Here is a 21,818-nt window from a genome sequence, read left to right as displayed (position 1 = left end):
TCACTCGCCCTTCAGCGCTTCAAACTTCGCTTTCATAGTTGGATTTTTTCGGGTCAATTTTTTAACTGAAACATCTTCCAACTTGTTATTAGCGAGGCGGAGTTGGTTTTCGGATGTGGTTAGGAATTTCTTGACCTCTTCCATTCGTTTGATGGCCTTGTCGATTTCATCGATTGCTTTACCAAAGTTGGTCGAAGCAGAGTTGTAGTTTTTGGCAAAAGCTACTTTGAAGGCATCCAAGTCTTCTTCAAAATGTGTAATATCGATATTTTGCTCTCGAACCAAGGCCAATTCTTGTTTGTATTCTAGGGAATTAAGCGCTGCATTACGCAAGAGACCAATCAACTGGATAAAGAACTGGGGACGAACCACATACATCTTTTCATACTCATGACTGACATCCACAATCCCTGTGTTAAAGTAGTCGTTATCAGCTTCAAGCATACTTACTAAAACTGCATACTCACAGTTTTTTTCTCGTCTGTCCTTATCCAACTCTTTGTAGAAATCGGCATTCTTATGTTTACTTTTTGTGCCATCAGCTTCATTTTTCATTTCAAACATGATGGAAATGAATTCTAGACCATTTTCATCAAAATCACGGAAGATAAAGTCCCCCTTAGAACCACGTGCAGAGAGCTTGTTATCCTTCTCAAAATAGGCATTTGGAAAGGCGAAACTACGTACCTTGTTAAACTCACTCTCTGCATACTGTTCCAAACTTTCACCGATAGCTTTTGTGGATTGTTGGGCTTTGAAATTCTTGTAAAATTCGACTTGTTCACTAGCTGCCTTAAGCTGGGCTTCGTAATTTTGCTTAACAGAAGCCAAAGACAACTCATTTTCCTTTTCTTGCAAGAGGAGCTGGTTTTTGACCTGATCGCGTTCTTTTTCTAAGTCTGAAAGGGTCTTTTGCAGTTGATTTTCATGCTCCAAACGCAAGGTGGCCAATTGGCTTTCCAAGGCCTGTACTTCCTTGTCCTTTGCCAATAAAGCCTGATGACTTGTCTGTTCAACTTCTTTCTTGGCCAACTCTTTCTCTGTATCAAAGTTTTGGATTTGACTCTGCAGTTGCGCAATTTCTTGGTCTTTTTGAGCCAGTTTAGTCTGTTGCTCATTCATAGCCTTTTGCTCAGCCAAGGCCAGCTCCTGCTTCATTCGATCATGTAATTCCTTATCAAACTCAGCTGTTCTCACTTGGGATAAAAGTTCTGCATACTGGCTCTCATTTACTGTAAAGACTTCCCCACAATTTGGACATTTGATTTCGTTCATATCTTTCCTCTTTCTAGACTTCTCTAACCATTATATCATGCCTGAGGGAAAATCAAAAACAGTGAGTCGAAACCCACTGTTTATATCTTTTACTTTAAATTTTTTCCAAGGCCAAGCGCAAATCTTCAATCAAATCCTCTACATTTTCAAGACCGATTGACAAGCGGATTTGGTTTGGTGTGACACCTGCTGCTTCTAGATCTTTTTCTGACAACTGACCGTGAGTGGTTGTCGCTGGATGAACAACAAGCGATTTGGCATCTGCAACGTTCGCAAGGTCAGAGAAGATTTCCAAATTATCAATTACTTTACGAGCTTCTGCCTCTCCACCTTTGACATGGAAGGTAAAGATTGAACCAACACCTTTTGGCAAATATTTCTCAGCCAAGGCATGATATGGGCTGTCCGCTAGTTTTGGATAGTTGACTTTTTCTACCTTAGGATGGTTGACAAGGAAATCAACAATTTTCTCTGCATTTTGCACGTGACGTTCAACACGAAGAGAGAGAGTTTCAAGCCCTTGGAGCAAGAGAAAGGCATTAAATGGTGACAAGGCAGCACCTGTATCACGGAGCAATTGAACACGAACAGCGATAATAAAGGCTGCTGCACCCACATCACGAGTATAGCTCAAGTTGTGGTAACTTGGGTCTTCCTCAACAAATTGAGGGAATTTCCCTGAAGCTGCCCAGTCAAAACGACCGCTATCGACAATCACTCCTCCAATAGTCGTACCGTGCCCACCGATAAACTTAGTTGCTGAGTGAATGGAAATATCTACACCGTGAGAGAAGACGTTAATCAAATATGGTGTGGCAAAAGTGTTGTCTGAAATGAGAGGAATATTGTGCTTATGCGCAATCTCAGCCAATTTTTCTAAGTCAGGAATGTTAATCAAGGGATTCCCCAAGGTTTCAATCAAGACAAGTTTGGTATTGTCATTGATAGCTGCTTCTACTTCCTCCAAATTATCCACATCCACAAAGGTTGTTGTAATCCCATAACGAGGAAGGGTTTCCTTCAAGAGGTTGAAGGTCCCACCGTAAATAGTTGATGCAGCCACCACATGATCACCTGCGTGAGCAAGCGCCAAAATAGTGTAGGTTACAGCAGCCATACCTGATGCTGTCGCTAGTGCTCCAACACCACCTTCAAGAGCAGCGATTCTTTCTTCAAATGCCGCTGTTGTAGGATTGGTAATACGAGTATAAATGTTTCCTGGTTTTCTCAAGGCAAACAGATCTGCACCTTCCTGCGTGTCATCAAAAACGAAGGATGTTGTTTGATAAATCGGTACTGCACGAGACTTAGTTGCTGGATCAACTACTTGCCCAGCATGTAATTGTAGAGTTTCAAATTTAAAATCACGAGTCATAAGACGACCTCCAAATAGCTTCATTAGGGATATTGTATCATCTTGGGCTAGTCTTTTCCAATACCGTTTTTCTATATTTTGATATAAGGAACAACTATGACTAGTCTTACACATCAAACAAAAAAGCACGATTCACTCGTGCTCATTTCTTTAATCGACATAAGTATCTTCATTTTTATTGAGGAAGGCGTAAGGTAAGCCCATCAAGAGACCTCCTCCGATAAAGTTCCCGATAAAGGTTACACCCCAGTGACGAAGAATATTAGGAATGTCAAAATTAGCAATTGAATCTGCTGCAACACTAAACTTAACAATCGCAAAAGAAGCAAAGTTGGCTGCGATGTGTTCGTTTGTTAAGAATACAAACATGTAAGTTGCTGATAAGACAAGCCAAAGTTTAGCTCCACCGTCTTTCACCAAAACAAATGAAAGAATGGCAATGTTTACAAAGATATTGGCTAAAATACCTTCAAGTAAGACTAACTCATTGGAACGGCCTAACTTCATCTCTACAACCCCTGAAATGAAGCTATCATGTGTCAGATTTGCATAGGCTGCTGAGTGGGCAAAGCCCCAACCTGCAATCAAAGCTCCGATAAGGTTGAACAAGGTACAGTAAAGTAAAATCTCAGCTGTTTTTCTCCAAGAGATTTTTTTCAAGAAACTACCAGCTGTTAAAAACATCATATTTGAAGTTACCAGCTCAGCATTCAAGAAAACAATGTAGGCCAATCCCCAAGCAAAAACAAATGGGAAGAGGAAACGTCCACTACCTGGAGCAATTTTATTTATCAAGTCAGCCCCAACCGCACCCGCAGCCGTACTAAATGTTAAAAAGGCACCTGCAAACATGGAACGAATCGCATACTTAAACTTACTTTGGCTATAAAGACTTTCTTTCTTCTTGCAAGCAAATTCAATCTTTGAAATAAATTCTGAAGAGACCATAAAAAACTCCTAAAACTTTTATTTGTGATAATTATAACATAATTCTTATTTTCTCGAAAGCGTTTTCTGTAAATTTCTAAAATATTTATCTTAAAAATCTATATCGTAAGGCTTACAAACCTTTTTCATAAGAACTATTTTGATTCTATTTATTCATATAAAAAACCAGTGAAATAGCACTTCACTGGTTCATTCTTAATATCGTTGTCTATACGGTTGATTAAAGGCCTTCAAAATATCCTCAGAAGTCTCAGAATAAGCTTTTGATTCTTTAAAGATACCTTTGACGATTATACGCTCGGTTTCATCATAATCAACACAAGTAACCAAAGTAATTTCCTGCACACCAATACGATCATCGATTTCGTCTACACGGTCTGGTGTAACACGTTTTACTTCTGTAATCTCATAAGTATAAACTTTATCCTTATCCGTCAGATAAATTTTCATACCCGCTTTGGCATTGACCAAAGGTGAGAAAAGCATTTGACTGGCATTTTCAGCAGTAAAGATATGGTGACTTGCTAGAGAATAGTTGCCTTCTCCCATTTTTTGATCTGGTTTCATGGTCCCTGCTCCGTAGAACAGGTTTACATTGTCCAAACCTTTAAAAATCGGTAAGTTTATCTCCACTTCGGGAATAGCAATACCTCCAATAACGGGAAGTTTCTGAGCATCCCATTGTGAAGCCAATACAGCTTCGGATGAAATAGACTTAACAGAGTCAAAATCAAAATTCCCTTCGGTTTTTAGATTTTCATCTATATTTTCCTTAGTGACTTGATTGACTTGGTATTTATTGGTATTCCAGACCAAAAAGATATCGCGAATTTTTGAATTAAAAATTAAAGCTAGCGATAAAAGAATTAAGAAACCTGCTAAAATATTAATAAATAGATTTCTGCGCTTATTCTTCTTATTTTTCGTTTTTTTATGAGACATTATACTTCACCTTCTGTTTCAATTTCAGTCCCAACTTCTTCTTTTTCTGCCGCAGCAACCGTTGTAAAGGTCACAATCTTAGCATCCTGATCTAGACGCATCACCTTAACTCCCATAGTTGAGCGTCCAGTTTGTGAAATATTGGCAACGTTAGTACGGATCATGACACCTGTATCTGTGATAATCATCAGGTCTTCATCTCCTTTAACAGTAAGAAGACCTGCCAGAGGACCATTCTTCTCAGCAACATTGGCTGTCTTCATCCCTTTACCACCACGGCCTTTAGTAGGATATTCAGTAGCAAGTGTACGTTTACCATATCCTTTTTCAGTGATGATAAGAACTTCGTCTTGGTTTGTAATCACGCTAGCACCAACTACTGTGTCACCGTCACGAAGATTGACTCCTCGGACACCTGTCGCGATACGGCTCATGCCACGAACAGCTGATTGATTAAAGCGAACGGCATAACCAAACTTGGTACCAATGATAATATCCGTATCTTCTTCTGTCAGCAAGACATTAATCAGTTCATCTTCATCCTTGAGATTCAAAGCTTTCAGTCCATTTTGACGAATATTAGCGAACTCTTTAACACTGGTTCGTTTCACGATACCGTGACGGGTTGTGAAGAAGAGATAGGCGTCATCACTACGTTCAGACTCAACGTTGATGATGGTCTGAATACTCTCACCTTCGTCCAACTTCAATAGATTGACAACTGGCAAGCCCTTAGCAGTACGACCGTATTCAGGGATTTCATAACCTTTTAGTCGGTATACGCGTCCTTTATTAGTAAAGAAGAGCAAATGATCATGGGTGCTGGTTGAAACCAACTCACGCACAAAGTCATCATCCTTAACTCCCGTACCTTGAACTCCACGGCCACCACGTTTTTGAGCAGTGAACTCACCTTGGTCCAAACGTTTGATATAGCCCTTGTTAGATAGGGTAATCAAGACATCCGTTTCTTCAATCAAATCTTCATCTTCAAGAGTTAAGACTTCTCCGAACATCAACTCCGTACGACGCTTGTCACCAAACTTGCGTTTGACTTCGTCCAATTCCTCTTTGATGATTTGCGCCACGCGCTCAGGTTTGGCAAGAATATCAGCCAAATCTGCAATCAAGGCAATTAATTCATCATATTCAGACTGAATCTTATCACGTTCCAATCCTGTCAAACGACGAAGACGCATATCAAGGATAGCTTGACTTTGACGCTCTGAAAGCTTAAACTTGCTCATCAACTCAGCTTGTGCTTCGGCATCTGTTTCACTTGCACGGATAATACGAATCACTTCGTCGATATGGTCAAGTGCAATTAGAAGACCTTCTAAGATGTGCGCACGCGCTTCTGCTTTTTCCTTGTCAAAACGAGTACGGCGAACAACCACTTCTTTTTGGTGCTCGATATAAGCATCCAAAATTTGACGAAGGGACAAGATTTTTGGCACGCCATTTTGAATCGCCAACATGTTGAAACCAAAGTTGGTTTGCATCTGGGTCATCTTGAAGAGGTTGTTAAGGATAACGTTGGCAGACGCGTCGCGTTTAACCTCGATTACAAAGCGAACTCCTTCATGGTTGGACTCATCACGTACAGCTGTAATTCCCTCAATTCGTTTTTCCTGAACCAAGCGAACAATATGCTCATGTACCTTGGTTTTATTAACCATATAAGGGAATTCCGTTACAACAATCCGCTCACGACCCGTCTTAGTGGTTTCAATCTCTGTACGAGAACGAAGGACAATGGAACCTTTACCAGTCTCATAAGCCTTATGAATCCCTGATTTCCCCATGACAAGAGCACCAGTCGGAAAATCTGGACCAGGCAAGACTTCCATCAAGTCCTTAGTCGTCACTTCAGGATTATCCATAACCAACTTCACTGCATCAATGGTTTCACCCAAGTTGTGAGGTGGAATATTGGTTGCCATCCCAACAGCGATACCCGTTGCTCCATTGACCAAAAGGTTTGGAAAACGAGCTGGCAAAACCAAGGGTTCACGTTCGTTAGCATCGTAGTTGTCTACGAAATCAACGGTGTTTTTATTGATATCACGAAGCATTTCAAGAGCAATCTTGCTCATACGTGCCTCAGTGTACCGCTGCGCGGCAGCACCGTCCCCGTCCATAGAACCAAAGTTTCCATGCCCATCAACAAGCATGTAACGGTAGCTCCACCACTGGGCCATACGAACCATAGCTTCATAGATAGAGGAATCTCCGTGTGGGTGGTATTTACCCATAACATCCCCTGTAATACGGGCTGACTTTTTATGAGGTTTGTCTGGTGTAACACCTAGTTCATTCATTCCGTATAGAATACGACGGTGAACAGGTTTTAAGCCATCTCGAACATCAGGAAGGGCCCGCGCAACGATAACGCTCATGGCGTAGTCGATAAAGCTGGTCTTCATCTCCTTTGTCAGATTGACATTCACTAAATTTCTATCCTGCATTCATAAATGCCTCATTTCACTATTAGTAATTAGATATATTATACCATAATTTGTCCTTCATTTCAGTCTTTGAAAACCACTAAAACGTTTACATCAATAACCGAATAGAATATTCGTGACAAAGCTTTTTAAAAGTGATAGAATGAAAGTGTCTGGGGATTCCCCTAAAAAAAAATGAAGGAGATGTTTAGATAATGACTTCAACTAAACAACACAAAAAAGTGATCCTTGTTGGTGACGGTGCCGTAGGTTCATCTTACGCTTTCGCACTTGTTAACCAAGGAATTGCACAAGAGCTTGGAATTATCGAAATTCCACAATTGCACGAAAAAGCTGTTGGTGATGCGCTTGACCTTAGCCACGCCCTTGCCTTCACTTCACCTAAAAAAATCTATGCTGCTCAATACTCTGACTGTGCAGACGCTGACCTTGTTGTTATCACTGCAGGTGCTCCTCAAAAACCAGGTGAAACTCGTCTTGACCTTGTAGGTAAAAACTTGGCTATCAACAAATCAATCGTAACACAAGTTGTTGAATCAGGTTTCGATGGTATCTTCCTTGTTGCAGCTAACCCAGTTGACGTTTTGACTTACTCAACTTGGAAATTCTCTGGATTCCCTAAAGAACGTGTTATCGGTTCAGGTACTTCACTTGACTCAGCACGTTTCCGTCAAGCACTTGCTGAAAAATTGGATGTTGATGCTCGTTCCGTTCACGCCTACATCATGGGTGAACACGGAGATTCTGAATTTGCGGTTTGGTCACACGCTAACATCGCTGGTGTAAACCTTGAAGAATTCCTTAAAGATACTCAAAACGTTCAAGAAGCTGAATTGATTGAATTGTTCGAAGGTGTTCGTGACGCTGCTTACACAATCATTAACAAAAAAGGAGCTACCTACTACGGTATCGCAGTAGCACTTGCTCGTATCACAAAAGCAATCCTTGATGACGAAAATGCAGTACTTCCACTTTCAGTCTTCCAAGAAGGTCAATACGGTGTTAAAAACGTCTTTATCGGTCAACCAGCTGTTGTTGGTGCACATGGTATCGTTCGTCCAGTAAACATTCCATTGAACGACGCTGAAACTCAAAAAATGCAAGCATCTGCTAAAGAATTGCAAGCTATCATTGATGAAGCATGGAAAAACCCTGAATTCCAAGCAGCTTCTAAAAACTAATGAAAAGAAGGTTCTCAAACATGGGAACCTTTTTCTTTTGCAAAGAATCATAACATCAACTTTTCAAATAAACAAAAAAAGCCTATCGACCAAACAATGAAGCTTGATACAATAGGCTTTTTGAAAATTCATTATTTAACAGCGTCTTTAAGAGCTTTACCAGCTTTGAATGCTGGAACTTTAGAAGCTGCGATTTTGATTTCTTTACCAGTTTGTGGGTTGCGACCTTTACGTGCAGCACGCTCACGAACTTCAAAGTTACCGAAACCGATCAATTGAACTTTTTCACCAGCTGCAAGGTATTCAGTTACTGCTGCAAATACAGCGTCAACTGCTGCTGCTGAATCTTTCTTAGTCAATTCTGTAGCTTCTGCTACTTTAGCGATCAAATCTTGTTTGTTTGCCATGTTAACAAATCCTCCAAATAATTTCTAATTAACAAATATAATCATATCCTAAAATCGGTTATAGGTCAAGTCAAAAACACTATTTTGACCATTTTTTCTCTATTTTTTTAGGAATTGTAGTGAATTAGAATCGCCCAAGCATTCTCTCCAGTATGAGTTTGAATAATAGAGCCAGTTTCCAATACAGAGATTGGCTTCTCAACATAAGGTTGCAATAATGCCTTCATCTCATTCGCCCATTCGTTCGTTCCAGCATAGGAAATTCCAATTTCTGCAACTGATTTTTTGGAAAGAGTCTCGGTTAATTCCTCAAGCCACTTTTTGAAAGTTTTCGCTCCACGTCCTTTGGCGATTGGTTGGAGTTCGTGGTTTTTCATCTGCATTACTACACGAATATTCAAGAGTGAGCTTAGTAATCCTGTCACACGTCCAATACGACCACCCTTAACTAAGTTTTCTAGCGTCGAAACACCAATATAGAGTTCTGTATGATTTTTAACGTCCTCTACATGAGCTAAGATCGTTTCTAAGTCTTTACCTTCTTTAGCAAGTTTTGCGGCTTCAACAACTTGGAACTTCATCGCTTGATCTGTAAAGGAACTATCAATAACCGTTACATCAGCAGTTGAGAGACTTGCCCCTTGGCGAGCAGCTTCAACAGTTCCAGACAAGGCATGGGACATGTGAATAGCGATAATTTGACTGCCATCTTTACCTAGTTCTTCAAAGACCTCAGCAAACACTCCTACAGGTGGCTGGCTTGTTTTAGGCAGATTCTTGCTTTGTTGCATAAGATGAAGGAATTCTCCCTCTTTCAAATCTGCATCCGAATAAAGCACACTATCAATCATAACTGATAGAGGGACAACTGTGATATTTAATTCTTTAACTACTTCTGGTTCGATAGTAACAGAAGAGTCCGTTACAATTTTTACTTGTGTCATAATTCAATCTTTCTATTCTTCTCGATAGGATTGGGATTTTCTCCTTTATTATATCAAAAAAATGATAAAAAATCATAAGTGATCCGATGAAAAGAACTGAATTTTTGGTATAATCTATCTATAGAAAAGTGAGGAACAGCCATGATTCGAAAACTTCAACCGATTATCACCATTATTCTTGGAGCTGCTATCTATGCCTTCGGTCTTACCTACTTTGTTGTTCCTTATCATTTATTTGAGGGAGGGGCGACAGGTATTACCTTGATTACCTACTACCTTTTTAAGATTCCTGTCTCATTGATGAACCTCTTGATTAATATCCCTTTATTTATCCTGGCTTGGAAAATATTTGGACCTAAGACCCTCTACTCCAGCCTTCTTGGATCTATTTCACTTTCCGTTTGGCTAGCAATTTTTGAGCGTATTCCTTTGCACATCGACTTGCAAGGTGATCTCATCATTGTTGCTTTAGTCTCAGGAGTCTTACTGGGGGTTGGTTTAGGGATTATCTTTAATGCTGGTGGAACCACTGGTGGCTCTGATATCGTTGCCCGTATCCTCAACAAATACACCAATATTTCGATTGGTAAATTGCTCTTTGGGATTGACTTTTTTATCCTAATGTTGATTTTGATTATCTTCCAGGATCTTCGTCTAGTTACCTATACCCTCTTGTTTGACTTTATCATCGCTCGTGTTATCGACTTGATAGGCGAAGGAGGTTATGCTGGTAAAGGATTTATGATTATTACCCAATATCCTGATCAATTGGCCAAAGAGATTAACGATGAACTCGGACGTGGCGTTACCTTTATATCTGGTCAAGGATACTACAGCAAAAAGGATCTAAAAATTATCTACTGTATCGTCGGTCGAAACGAAATCGTTAAAATGAAAGATATGATTCACAAAATTGATCCTCAAGCCTTTATCACCATCACTGAGGCTCATGAAATTCTGGGTGAAGGATTTACTTATGTGAAAGATTAAAAAAGCTGGGAATTCCCAGCTTTTATTCTGCTTCTGCGAGGGTTGAATGGCGGAACCCATAAGCAAAGTAAATGACTAGACCAACTAGAAGAGCAATGCCAAAGGCAATCCAGGTATCTAGACTATATTGAAGCATAAAGGAAACACAGATAAGAATGGAAAGAATTGGCAAGAGTGGCACCAAGGGAGTTTTAAACTCTCCCTCTTTTGGCATGCCCTTATCCTTTCTGAGTTTTATTATTCCATAGGCTAGCAAAATGAGATAAGCTAAGGTACAGATATTTAAGAAGGCTGCAATACTGGCTAGAGGAAAGACTCCTGCAGCAATAGCTGAAGCAACTCCTGTTAAGAGAGTCGCATTTTTAGGAACGCGACTAGTCTTGCTTAATTGTTTGAAACTTTGAGGTAAAAGTCCATCACGTGCTAAGCTATAAATCATCCGAGACAAAGCATAAGTCATAGAGATACATACGGTTATCAGGGTTAGAATGGCTACGAGCGAAATATAATTGGCCGCCCAGCCGATACCAATACTCCGTAATGAAAATGCTACTGCATCGTCCACATTGAGCTTACTGTAGTGAACAATCCCTGTCAATACTAAGGTTACCAAAGCATAGAGAATGGTGACGATTGTCAGAGAAAGCACGATTCCGCGGGGAATATTTTTTTGAGGACTTTGAATTTCATCAACTGCCATGGAAATAGACTCAAATCCGAGAAACCCAAAAAACATCAAAGATGCACCTGCCATAATCCCAGTGCTTCCTCCATAAATCTGGCCAAAGCCAAAAGGAGCAAAATTCGACCAATTTTCAGGTTTGATGTACCAAATACCAACTAGGATAAATAAGGCGAGAGCTGAGAATTTCAAGACCACTAAAAGCGAATTAAATCTCAAAGCTGCCTTAGAATTTAATAAAACCAATCCCGTTACCAATGTCAGTACTAAAATAGGCAGAAGATCGATATAGGTTCCCTGTTCAGGATTAAAGGTTCCATTCAAGGCTTGGGGCATGGAAATACCATAATCACTGAGTAAGCCCTTAAAGTAAGCTGCCCAGCCAGACGCCACACCTGAAACAGCCGTCATGAATTCCATGATGGTCAACCAGCCAGCAATCCAGGCTGGCAATTCTCCCAAAATCGCATAGAGATAACTATAAGCACCTCCAGTTGCAGGTACACGAGAGGCAAATTCTGCAAAAAAGAGAGCTGATAGAGAAACACACAGGGCAGAAATCACGATGGAAACCACTAGTGATGGACCGGCAAGTGTTGCTGCTGCAGTTCCTGTAATGGTAAAAATCCCAGTTCCTACCATGGCACCGATTCCCAATAGAATCAAATCCCACAATTTCAAATGACGGTGCATCTCTGTCTGTCTCAGACTAACATCCTTGGTTCTAAAAATATTCATACTTTATCTCCACTAAATGTAATTGTTTTATTTTACCATATAAAAGTATTTTTGTGAATATTTATTAGGTCCTTTTTGAAAAAAATCTGAACAGGAACTCTTCCTGTTCAGATTTTGCATTTTTACCCACTGATTCTTTCAATTTGTTACTAATCAAGCGAGTAGGCTCAGTATACTCCATTGAAAGTTTTTTAGGGATTTGGGATTTTTTAAACTTCAAAGTAAGGGAAGGGACGGTCACTATCTAAAGAACGATTTGGAACTTCTTGTTCCAAAATAGCGCGCCAACCAGATACCAATTCTTCAAAAGTCAATTGGGCTTCTGGAGAAGCTGTTGTCAGCTTCCGACCAAACCAAGCCATGGTTGCAGTTTCAAACTGAAGCATAGCGTACTGGATTACTGGTACATTTGCCTCTTCATAATTTTCATTTACTGCACGCGCTACTTCTGTCGCTTGCGGAAGGAGTTGATTGCTGATTTTATCAACAACAGTCGCATCCATCTCTCTCCATGAAAGAAGTTGACCATTTACCTGATAAAAGAGCTCAAAGGTTTCTTGATTTTCCTTGAAATTAGCAAGAACAAAAGCACGTTCTACTGTCTCAGGACCACCAGCAGCTTTTACAGCGTTTATCAAGAGGTTTTGTTCCATTTGTCTCCAATAATCATCTGCTTCTTCTGCTAAATCAATTGTAAAAGGTGGAACAATTTCCTCGACAGGAATTTCACCTTTATTCGCTTTTTCAACATTACCAAATAATTTTTTTAAGAATCCCATTTGCTTCTCCTTTTTGGATTTATCCGACAGATCCTTCCATTTCATAACTAATCAAGCGGTTAAGCTCAACTGCGTATTCCATTGGAAGTTCTTTTGTGAAGGGTTCGACAAACCCCATAACGATCATCTCTGTTGCCTCAGATTCTGACAAACCACGGCTCATGAGGTAGTATAGTTGTTCTTCTGAAATCTTAGATACTTTGGCTTCGTGTTCCAATGCAACTTGCGAGTTATGAATTTCATTAAATGGAATGGTATCTGAAGCTGATAAGTCATCCATGATAATGGTATCACACTCGATGTGGGAAACAGATTTCTTAGAGTTCTTGTTAAAGGTTACTTGTCCACGGTAGTCCACCTTTCCTCCGCCTTTAGCGATGGATTTAGACACGATAGACGAGCTTGTATGTGGGGCGTTGTGGATCATCTTGGCACCAGTATCCTGATGTTGCCCTGCGTTAGCAAAGGCGATTGAAAGCATGGTACCACGTGCTCCTTCTCCATCTAGGTAAACAGATGGGTATTTCATAGTTGTTTTGGCACCTAAGTTTCCATCGATCCACTCAACAGTTGCATCTTTCAAAGCTTTGGCACGTTTTGTTACCAAGTTATAGACATTATCAGACCAGTTTTGGATGGTTGTATAACGCATATAAGCTCCGTCCAAAGCGAAAATTTCTACAATGGCAGCGTGCAAGCTGTTACTTGAATAAGTTGGCGCTGTACAGCCTTCTACGTAGTGGACGCTTGCTCCCTCATCAACGATAATCAAGGTACGTTCGAACTGACCTGTATTTTCGTTGTTGATACGGAAGTAGGTTTGAAGTGGAATATCTACCTTGACACCTTTTGGCACGTAGATAAAGGTTCCACCCGACCATACTGCTGAGTTGAGGGCCGCCAACTTGTTATCAGTCGGTGGTACCAACTTCGCAAAGTATTGTTTAAACAAGTCTGGGTATTCCTTGAGGGCAGAATCCGTATCTGTAAAGATAATTCCTAACTTCTCAAACTCTTCCTTCATGTTGTGGTATACCACTTCTGACTCGTACTGGGCAGAGGCACCTGCTAGATAAGCACGTTCAGCTTCTGGAATACCGATACGTTCAAAGGTTTCTTTGATTTTTTCAGGAACTTCATCCCAAGAACGGGCTGGTTTATCAGAAGGTTTTTGGTAGTAGATCAAGTCATCAAAGTCAATCTCTGACAAGTCTGCTCCCCAGGTTTGCATAGGCATTTTTTTGAAGGTTTCATAAGACTTCAAACGGAATTCTAACATCCACTCAGGTTCTCCCTTAGCAGCTGATAATTCGCGAATGACTTCTTCGTTCAATCCTTTTCCTGTCGATAAGACAGGCTCTACATCGTCATGGAAACCAAATTTATATTCACCAAGGTCAATTGGTTTTGGTTCTACTCTTTCTTCAGCCATAATATCCTTTCTTTCATTCTATATTACTAATGATTCATAAGACAAAAGAAACTTGTCTTACTGTTTTTCTTGATTTTCAATTGTTTTCTTAAGGGCATTCCAAGCTAGAGTTGCACACTTAATCCGTTGTGGGAATTTGGCAACACCTGATAAGAAAGCCGCGTCTCCAAGTTGGTCTTGGCGGTCATCCTTTTGACCTTGAACCATTTCAGAAAAGATGGTTGCAAGTTCTAGAATTTCTTGTTTGCTCTTGCCCAAAACAGCATCTGTCATCATACTAGCAGAGGCAGTTGAAATCGTGCATCCTGAATTTAGAAAAGCAATATCTTCCAAACGGTCCTCTGCATCAAACTTGACAGAGAGGTTGATAACATCCCCACAGGTTGGATTATTGAGGCTGATTTGCTCAGCATCTTCCAGCTTCCCTTGGCGATGTGGATTTTTCGAATGGTCTGCCACCACTGCCATATAAAGGCTATCTAGTTTAGAAAGTGCCATTAAAAAACTCCTTTGTCTTTTGTAGGGCATCGACTAGTTTGTCACAATCTGCCTTGGTATTGTAGATATAAAAACTTGCACGAGCTGTTGCTGGGACTTCCAAATATTGGAGCAAAGGTTGGGCGCAATGGTGACCGGCTCGAACTGCTACTCCTTCATAATCAAGTGCTGTAGCTAGGTCATGGGGATGAAGATCCCCTAAGTTAAAAGCAATGACACCTGAACGTTGAGCCAGGTCCTGCGAACCATAAATGGTCAAGCCTTCAATGGCCTGCAATTTTGGATAGACGTATGCAATCAATTCTTGTTCATGCGCTTCAATGGCATCCATGCCAATCTTTTCCAGATAATCCACTGCTGCAGCAAGTCCGATAGCACCTGCCATATTTGGCGTTCCAGCCTCAAATTTCCAAGGCAATTCCTTCCAACTAGCAGATTGCTCATAGACGAAATCAATCATCTCACCGCCAAATTCAACTGGAGACATTTGTTCCAGATACTTTTCTTTACCGTAAAGCACACCGATGCCAGTCGGACCAGCCATCTTGTGACCTGAAAAGGCGAAGAAGTCCACATCCAAGTCCTGGACATCAATCTTCATATGAGGCGTAGATTGAGCACCATCCACTACCATGATAGCTCCAACTTGGTGGGCCATTTGTGTGATTTCTTTAATCGGATTGACCACACCCAGAACATTTGAGGCGTGAGCTATGGAGACAAACTTAACTTTATCAGTCAATTTAGCCCTCAAGTCATCCATATCCAGAGCTCCATCCTTGAGATAGACATAGACAAGCTCTGCCCCAGTCTTGCGACAAGCTTCCTGCCATGGAATGATATTAGAATGGTGTTCCATGACAGAAATCAAGACCTGGTCTCCCTCAGTCAAAATCTCCTCAGCAAAGCGTGCCACCCAGTTAAGACTGGTTGTCGTTCCTCTGGTAAAGAGAACTTCCTTTGTAGAGCCTGCATTGATAAACTTACGAATGGTTTCACGAGCAGCTTCATAAGAAGCTGTTGCTCGCTCCGCCAAGGTATGAACACCACGGTGAACATTGGCATTGTCCTGCTCATAGTAGCGGTTAATCGTTTCAAGAACTGCTAGTGGTTTTTGTGTCGTCGCAGCATTGTCCAGATAGACCAGAGGTTCATCGTTGACAATCTGGTCCAAAATTGGAAAATCCTTGCGAATCGCTTCTACATCTAACATAGGCTTCCCCTTAGCGTTTTGACAATTTTTCTTCGATCGTTGCAATCATTTCATCACGAACTTCTTTGACTGGAATCTCAACAATTACGGAGCCAAGGAAACCACGAACAACCAAACGCTCAGCAGTCGCCTTATCCAAGCCACGGCTCATGAGGTAGTACATATCTTCTGGATCTACTTGTCCGATAGAAGCCGCGTGACCTGCAGTTACGTCATTTTCATCAATCAAAAGAATTGGGTTGGCATCTGAACGAGCCTGATCTGAAAGCATGAGAACACGACTTTCTTGCTGCGCATCAGCTCCCTTAGCACCCTTGATAATGTGTCCAATACCATTGAAGGTCAAAGTTGCTTTTTCAAGGATAACCCCATGTTGGAGGATATTTCCGATAGAGTTGCAACCATAGTTAGTCACTCGAGTATCAATCCCTTGAACCTGACGGCCACTTGAAAGAGCTACGACTTTAAGGTCAGCATGGCTACCATTTCCAATCAAATCGCTATCAAAGTCCGCAACAACATTTCCTTCGTTCATGACACCGATTGCCCAGTCAATGCTTGCATCGTTGCCTAGTTTACCACGACGGCTAATATAGGCAGTGACATTTTCACCTAAACGGTCAATGGCTGCAAATTTCACTTGCGCACCTGAACGAGCAATCACTTCGACCGTGATATTAGCAGTTGCCTTGGCACTACCTTGGCCACGAGACTCAAGACGTTCAAGGTAGCTGATTTTAGAGTTTTTACCTGCAATGATCAGAATATGCTTGTTAAATGGCACATCGCTATCGCTGTCTTGGTAGAAAATTCCTTCGATTGGCTCTGTAATCTCAACGTTATCAGGAATGTAGAGAACAGCACCACTGTTAAAGTAAGCCGTGTGGTAGGCTGCCAACTTGTCGTCATCATACTTAACTGATGACATGAAGAATTCCTCGATAAGTTCTGGAATTTCTTCTAAAGCTGAGTGAAAGTCTGTAAAGACTACTCCTTGTTCAGCCAATTCAACTGGAGTTTGTTCAAAAACAGTCTGCGTTCCTACTTGCACCAACTTCAAGTGATTATCTAGAGCCGTGAAGTCAGGAACATTTGCTGAAGGTTCACTTTCTGTGATGGTTCCATCTCCCAGATTCCAACGGTGAAATTTGACACGCTCAATAACTGGTAATTCCAAACTCTCAATCTTATCAAAAGCTTTTTGACGGAGGTCAGCCAACCAGCTTGGTTCAGCGTGCATTTCTGAAAAAAGTTTAATATTCTCTTTAGTCATTTACTTCTCCTAAAAGATACGAGGGAATTACAATTCTTCCTTGTAGTCGTAGCCAAGTTCTTCAGCAAGTTTTGCGTATCCTTCACGTTCCAAACGGGCAGCCAATTCTGGACCACCAGAAAGGACAACACGACCTTCCATCATCACGTGGACCACGTCTGGTGTGATGTAGTTCAAGAGACGTTGGTAGTGAGTGATAATCATAGCACCAAAGCCTTCACCACGCATGGCATTGACACCTTTAGACACAACTTTAAGGGCGTCAATATCAAGACCTGAGTCAATCTCATCCAAAAGGGCAAATGTTGGTTCCAACATCAAGAGTTGAAGAATTTCATTACGTTTTTTCTCACCACCTGAGAAACCTTCGTTGAGGTAACGCTCTGCCATTTCTTCTTTCATGTTGAGCAATTCCATTTTCTCGTCTAGTTTAGTGATGAACTCACGAACCGAAATCTTTTCATCATCTTCTTTACCAGCATTCATGGCTGCACGAAGAAATTCAGCGTTGGTGATTCCAGGGATTTCTGATGGGTACTGCATAGCCAGGAAAAGTCCCATACGCGCTCGCTCGTCTACTTCCAACTCAAGGATGTTTACACCATCAAATAAAACCTCACCTTTGGTAACTTCATAGTTAGGGTTCCCCATGATAGCTGCAGAAAGAGTCGATTTACCAGTACCATTTGGTCCCATGATAGCTGCGATTTCTCCTGTTTTCAGAGTCAGATTGACCCCTTTCAAAATTTCTTTTCCTTCAATCTCAACGTGAAGATCTTTGATCTCTAATACTGACATGATAGTTCCTTTCTTTTTCTGGCCTACTTCCTTTACCCTTAAAGAAATCACTTACATTTCTAAAAAAATACAAGAAAAGGTCCATAAATATACTCTACTAGTATAACAAAAAAAAGCCTAAAAGGCTTTGATTTTGTTTAGAAGCTAGTGACTAATCCTTGTGGTTTAGGTGCTGATCAATGGCATCTACTATTTTCCCCATTACATAACTTAACCTAAAATTTCGAAAAAGTAGAATGGCCCAAAAGGCTGCCATAAAATAGCGACCCGTCATCCAAGCTTCATTGAAAAAATAAGTCTCAGCAGCAGTAAATAGTGCTATCACGATAAATTGTTGTCTAGTCATAGGATTATTGTACCATGAAATCCACTTTTAGTCTTCTTCGACCATGACTTTATCAGCCAAAAATTCGAATCCTTCTGGAATTAGACTTTCTTCTTCTACCTCTTGATCTGCTTGAGAAGACTTGTTTTTAGCTGAAAATGCTGCACGAACCTCTTTCCATTCCTCAAGGGAAATTGCCAGGATTTCAGGTGAAAATCCAGCCGCTTGGCTAAGAATATTGCCAAACATGGTATTGAGGTTATCCCGTTTCATAGTTTGTCCAGCATTGAAATTAGATTCAAAAGCTAAAATAGCATGGTGTTCGTTGGCCGCAACTGGTTGAGAACCAACAAGCAGAGCCTTATCAGGACCTGCTAAGCTTTCAATCACTTCTCCCCATGCATTCTGGAGGCGAATCAAGTTTTGCCGTGCCAAATCAGGATTTTCAACAGCTTCTTGTAGGATAGCCTGAACTTTATTACGGTCTACTCGATAGACTGTCTTGGAAGTGGCTGGACGGCTAGGGACTGGCACTACTTGTTTAGGAGCTGCTCCAACATTGGCAAGTTCTTGTTTGAGACGAGCGACTTCCTGTCTCAGTGTAGAAATTTCACTTTCTACAGCTCCTGAAAGAGCAGATTCAGGCTTAATCTCAGCTAAACGAATGGTCATCATTTCAGCATAAATCTTAGGTTGCAGGCTAGCTTTCATATCCGCCAAACTCACAGTCGCTATTCGAATCATTTCAAAGAGACTTTCCTGAGAAAGAGCTAGATTGTCCATAAAAACTGGACTATGATGAGTATTTTCGCCACCTGTCTGAACAACTAGTAAATCACGCAAGTACTGTAAAAGATCCGTCACAAAACGAGTCATGCTCTTGCCATTTTCAAACAAAAGATTCAAAGAATCAAGCGCTTTTGAAACATCCTGCTGAGATAAGGCAGCTACATAGTCATCAAGCGCTGATAGACTAATGGTGCCTGTAATCTCCTCAGAGATAGCTGTGGTTAAAGCATTCCCTTGCGTCAAACTCAAAGCTTGGTCCAGAATAGACAAGGCATCCCGCATTCCACCTTCAGCTCGTCTAGCAATGATTTCCACAGCCTCTGGTTCAGAACTGATATTTTCTTTTTCTAAAATATGATGAATATGTGCTGTGATATCTTGCGTTCGAATCGACTTAAACTCAAAACGTTGGACACGCGATAAAATAGTTGCTGGAATCTTGTGCAATTCGGTGGTCGCCAAGATAAAGATAACGTTTTGAGTTGGTTCTTCTAGTGTCTTCAAAAGCGCATTAAAAGCTCCAGTAGACAACATATGAACCTCGTCTATGATATAGACCTTATAACGTGCCAAACTAGGAGCGTAAGTAGATTTATCACGAATTTCACGGATTTCATCAACTCCGTTATTCGAAGCTGCATCCATTTCGATAACATCTTCTAAGCTACCTTCTGTCACAGCCTGACAGATATAGCAGTTATTACATGGTTCTCCGTCCACTTGGTTCGGACAGTTCATAGCCTTGGCAAAAATCTTGGCCACACTGGTCTTCCCAGTCCCACGAGGACCTGAGAAAAGATAGGCATGACTAATCTTTTCCTGCTCGACCGCTTGTTTTAGGGTTTTAGCCACAACCTCTTGTCCGACCAATTGTGAAAAAGTTTGACTTCTATATTTTCGATAAAGTGCTTGATACATTAGGCTTTCTCCTCAAACATCGTAAAGTCCCATTCTGTCTTCTCAAGCAAAATAGCGACAAATTGTTCCAAGTAATCACGGTCAACGGCATTGTAATCATCAATAACTGAAGAATCCAGGTCTAAGACACCCAGCAATTGACCATTCTTGAGCATGGGAACCACGATTTCACTCTTGGCCATACTATCACAAGAAATGTAGTTTGGATAGGTGCTCACATCGCCAACCAAAACAGTCTCTTGAAACTCAGCAGCTTCTCCACACACGCCTTTCCCAAGCGGAATGCGAATACAAGAAACACCACCCTGAAAAGGCCCTAAAATCAACTCGTTACCATCAAACAGATAAAAACCTGCAAATACAGTATTCGGAAAGCGAGATTTTAGGAGGGCACTAGCATTTGAAAGATTGGCAAGAACATTGCTCTCACCTTCAAGTAAATAAGAGAGTTCCTCATTTAACAATTGATATTGTGATTGTTTTTCTGAATCTAACATAGAACTATTATATCAAAAATGAGAAAGAGACAAAAGAAAAATCCCTTGTTTTAAACAAAGGATTTTGTGATTATCAATTTGATTAAAGTTCGATATCACCGAACAAGTCAGCCATTGAGAATCCTGTTTGTGTTTCTGGAAGTTCGAAATCACGTTTTTCTTGACGTTTTGGACGACGTGGACGAGCAGCACGTTTTTCTTCTTTTTGTCCTTCTTCTTGAGCTGGACGTTCTTCAAGAGCTTTGATAGAAAGTGATACACGTTCTGCGTCAGCGTTAACATCAAGTACTTTAACAGTAACTTCTTGACCAACAGTAAGAGCTTCTTTTGGATTTTCGATACGTTTGTGTGAAATTTGTGATACGTGAACAAGTCCATCGATACCTGGCAATACTTCAACAAATGCACCGAAGTCAGTCAAACGTTTAACTGTTCCTTCTACTACATCACCTTTAGCCAATTTTTGCTCAACGCCATCCCATGGTCCAGGTGTTGTTGCTTTAAGTGAAAGTGATACGCGACCTTCTTCTTCGTTAAGATCAAGGATCTTCACTTCAATTTCTTCACCAACAGTTACAACTGATTTAGGTGATACGTTACGTTCGTGTGACAATTCAGTCAAGTGAACCAATCCGTCAACACCACCAAGGTCGATGAAAGCACCAAAGCTAGTGATACGAGCAACTTTACCAGTTACGACATCACCAACAGCCAATTTACCGAATACTTCAGCACGAGCTGCTGCAGTAGCTGCTTCAACAACTTCACGACGTGAAAGGATGAAGCGGTTTTCTTTAGGATCAACTTCTTTGATTTTAGCATCAAATTCTTGACCTACGAAACGCTCAGTGTTACGTACGAAACGAGTATCCAACATTGAAGCTGGGATAAATCCACGAACACCTTCAAATTCTACTGAAAGTCCACCTTTAACGGCACGAGTTCCTTTAACAGTAACAACTTCTTCTTCGCGTCCTACAAGTTTGTCCCATGCTTTGCGAGCTTCAAGGCGTTTTTTAGATACAAGGTATGTAACTGTATCAGTATCTTTACCAACTACTTGACGAAGTACAAGAACATCCAATACTTCTCCTACTTTCACAAAGTCATTGATATCTGCATCGCGATCGTTTGTCAATTCGCGAAGAGTCAAGACACCTTCAACACCAGTCCCAGAGATTGCAACGTTAGCTTGAGTCGCATCAACTGTCAATACTTCAGCACTAACAACATCACCAGGCTCAACTTGGCTAACGCTATTTAGCAAATCTTCAAATTCGTTCATCTAAAAAATCCTCCAACAATCAAGTTTTTCCAAACTTGACATACTTATAATTTTTTTCCTA

At 40.9% G+C, this 21,818-nt stretch carries 20 protein-coding genes; 2 read left to right on the top strand and 18 right to left on the bottom strand.

Going from position 1 to position 21,818, the window contains the following annotated elements:
• The 5 genes from CO686_RS03835 to gyrA form a co-directional block, all read right to left on the bottom strand.
• Positions 1-1,275, bottom strand: a complete 1,275-nt coding sequence (locus CO686_RS03835) for a DUF2130 domain-containing protein (protein ID WP_001002618.1) — start codon at positions 1,273-1,275, stop codon at positions 1-3.
• Positions 1,276-1,369: 94 nt separating this feature from the next.
• Positions 1,370-2,650, bottom strand: coding sequence for an O-acetylhomoserine aminocarboxypropyltransferase/cysteine synthase family protein (locus CO686_RS03830; RefSeq protein WP_000196316.1), 1,281 nt, complete (start codon positions 2,648-2,650; stop codon positions 1,370-1,372).
• Positions 2,651-2,800: 150 nt separating this feature from the next.
• Complete coding sequence (locus tag CO686_RS03825; RefSeq protein ID WP_096753534.1) at positions 2,801-3,598, bottom strand: formate/nitrite transporter family protein; 798 nt, start codon at positions 3,596-3,598, stop codon at positions 2,801-2,803.
• A 195-nt stretch (positions 3,599-3,793) separates the two neighbouring features.
• Positions 3,794-4,540 (bottom strand): class A sortase, encoded by a 747-nt coding sequence (locus CO686_RS03820; protein WP_000018505.1) that lies wholly within the window; start codon positions 4,538-4,540, stop codon positions 3,794-3,796.
• On the bottom strand, positions 4,540-7,008 hold the full coding sequence (gene gyrA, locus CO686_RS03815; RefSeq protein ID WP_096753533.1) for a DNA gyrase subunit A: 2,469 nt from the start codon (positions 7,006-7,008) through the stop codon (positions 4,540-4,542). Before gyrA ends, CO686_RS03820 begins: the two co-directional genes overlap by 1 nt.
• Before the next feature lie 194 nt (positions 7,009-7,202).
• Here gyrA and CO686_RS03810 point away from each other — a divergent pair, with 194 nt between their 5' ends.
• A complete protein-coding gene (locus CO686_RS03810; protein WP_000204722.1) occupies positions 7,203-8,189 on the top strand; it encodes an L-lactate dehydrogenase in 987 nt (328 codons plus the stop codon).
• 131 nt (positions 8,190-8,320) lie between these two features.
• Here the strand turns inward: CO686_RS03810 and CO686_RS03805 are convergent, their stop codons facing one another.
• Positions 8,321-8,596, bottom strand: a complete 276-nt coding sequence (locus CO686_RS03805; RefSeq protein WP_001284636.1) for an HU family DNA-binding protein — start codon at positions 8,594-8,596, stop codon at positions 8,321-8,323.
• Positions 8,597-8,703: 107 nt separating this feature from the next.
• Positions 8,704-9,540, bottom strand: coding sequence for a DegV family protein (locus tag CO686_RS03800; protein ID WP_096753532.1), 837 nt, complete (start codon positions 9,538-9,540; stop codon positions 8,704-8,706).
• 141 nt (positions 9,541-9,681) lie between these two features.
• Between CO686_RS03800 and CO686_RS03795 the strand changes: the two genes are divergently transcribed.
• On the top strand, positions 9,682-10,530 hold the full coding sequence (locus tag CO686_RS03795) for a YitT family protein (RefSeq protein WP_000619787.1): 849 nt from the start codon (positions 9,682-9,684) through the stop codon (positions 10,528-10,530).
• Between the two features lie 22 nt (positions 10,531-10,552).
• On the opposite strand, the gene CO686_RS03790 is transcribed toward CO686_RS03795, so the two are convergent.
• The 11 genes from CO686_RS03790 to rpsA form a co-directional block, all read right to left on the bottom strand.
• Positions 10,553-11,950 carry an APC family permease gene (locus tag CO686_RS03790; RefSeq protein ID WP_096753531.1) on the bottom strand — a complete coding sequence of 466 codons (1,398 nt, stop codon included), beginning with the start codon at positions 11,948-11,950 and terminating at the stop codon, positions 10,553-10,555.
• A 209-nt stretch (positions 11,951-12,159) separates the two neighbouring features.
• Positions 12,160-12,729, bottom strand: coding sequence for a hypothetical protein (locus CO686_RS03785; RefSeq protein WP_049479370.1), 570 nt, complete (start codon positions 12,727-12,729; stop codon positions 12,160-12,162).
• Between the two features lie 19 nt (positions 12,730-12,748).
• Positions 12,749-14,161, bottom strand: a complete 1,413-nt coding sequence (sufB, locus tag CO686_RS03780; protein WP_084849775.1) for a Fe-S cluster assembly protein SufB — start codon at positions 14,159-14,161, stop codon at positions 12,749-12,751.
• Between the two features lie 57 nt (positions 14,162-14,218).
• Complete coding sequence (gene sufU / locus CO686_RS03775; RefSeq protein WP_096753530.1) at positions 14,219-14,659, bottom strand: Fe-S cluster assembly sulfur transfer protein SufU; 441 nt, start codon at positions 14,657-14,659, stop codon at positions 14,219-14,221.
• Positions 14,646-15,872, bottom strand: coding sequence for a cysteine desulfurase (locus tag CO686_RS03770; protein WP_096753529.1), 1,227 nt, complete (start codon positions 15,870-15,872; stop codon positions 14,646-14,648). The genes sufU and CO686_RS03770 overlap by 14 nt, the downstream gene beginning before the upstream one ends.
• A gap of 10 nt (positions 15,873-15,882) precedes the next feature.
• Positions 15,883-17,145, bottom strand: coding sequence for a Fe-S cluster assembly protein SufD (gene sufD / locus CO686_RS03765; RefSeq protein WP_000159660.1), 1,263 nt, complete (start codon positions 17,143-17,145; stop codon positions 15,883-15,885).
• A 27-nt stretch (positions 17,146-17,172) separates the two neighbouring features.
• The gene (gene sufC / locus CO686_RS03760) at positions 17,173-17,943 is read right to left on the bottom strand and encodes a Fe-S cluster assembly ATPase SufC (RefSeq protein WP_000114489.1); all 771 of its coding nucleotides are present in this window, start codon (positions 17,941-17,943) and stop codon (positions 17,173-17,175) included.
• A gap of 151 nt (positions 17,944-18,094) precedes the next feature.
• Positions 18,095-18,289, bottom strand: a complete 195-nt coding sequence (locus CO686_RS03755) for a DUF3272 family protein (RefSeq protein ID WP_000198268.1) — start codon at positions 18,287-18,289, stop codon at positions 18,095-18,097.
• A 27-nt stretch (positions 18,290-18,316) separates the two neighbouring features.
• Positions 18,317-19,975 carry a DNA polymerase III subunit gamma/tau gene (dnaX, locus tag CO686_RS03750; RefSeq protein WP_007522150.1) on the bottom strand — a complete coding sequence of 553 codons (1,659 nt, stop codon included), beginning with the start codon at positions 19,973-19,975 and terminating at the stop codon, positions 18,317-18,319.
• Positions 19,975-20,472, bottom strand: a complete 498-nt coding sequence (locus CO686_RS03745; protein WP_007522152.1) for a GAF domain-containing protein — start codon at positions 20,470-20,472, stop codon at positions 19,975-19,977. Before CO686_RS03745 ends, dnaX begins: the two co-directional genes overlap by 1 nt.
• Before the next feature lie 82 nt (positions 20,473-20,554).
• The gene (gene rpsA, locus CO686_RS03740) at positions 20,555-21,757 is read right to left on the bottom strand and encodes a 30S ribosomal protein S1 (RefSeq protein WP_001001617.1); all 1,203 of its coding nucleotides are present in this window, start codon (positions 21,755-21,757) and stop codon (positions 20,555-20,557) included.
• Positions 21,758-21,818 lie beyond the last annotated feature (61 nt).

It is taken from the genome of Streptococcus oralis, assembly GCF_002386345.1.
Taxonomy (GTDB): Bacteria; Bacillota; Bacilli; order Lactobacillales; family Streptococcaceae; genus Streptococcus; species Streptococcus oralis_S.
This window is presented reverse-complemented; position numbering and strand designations above follow the sequence as displayed.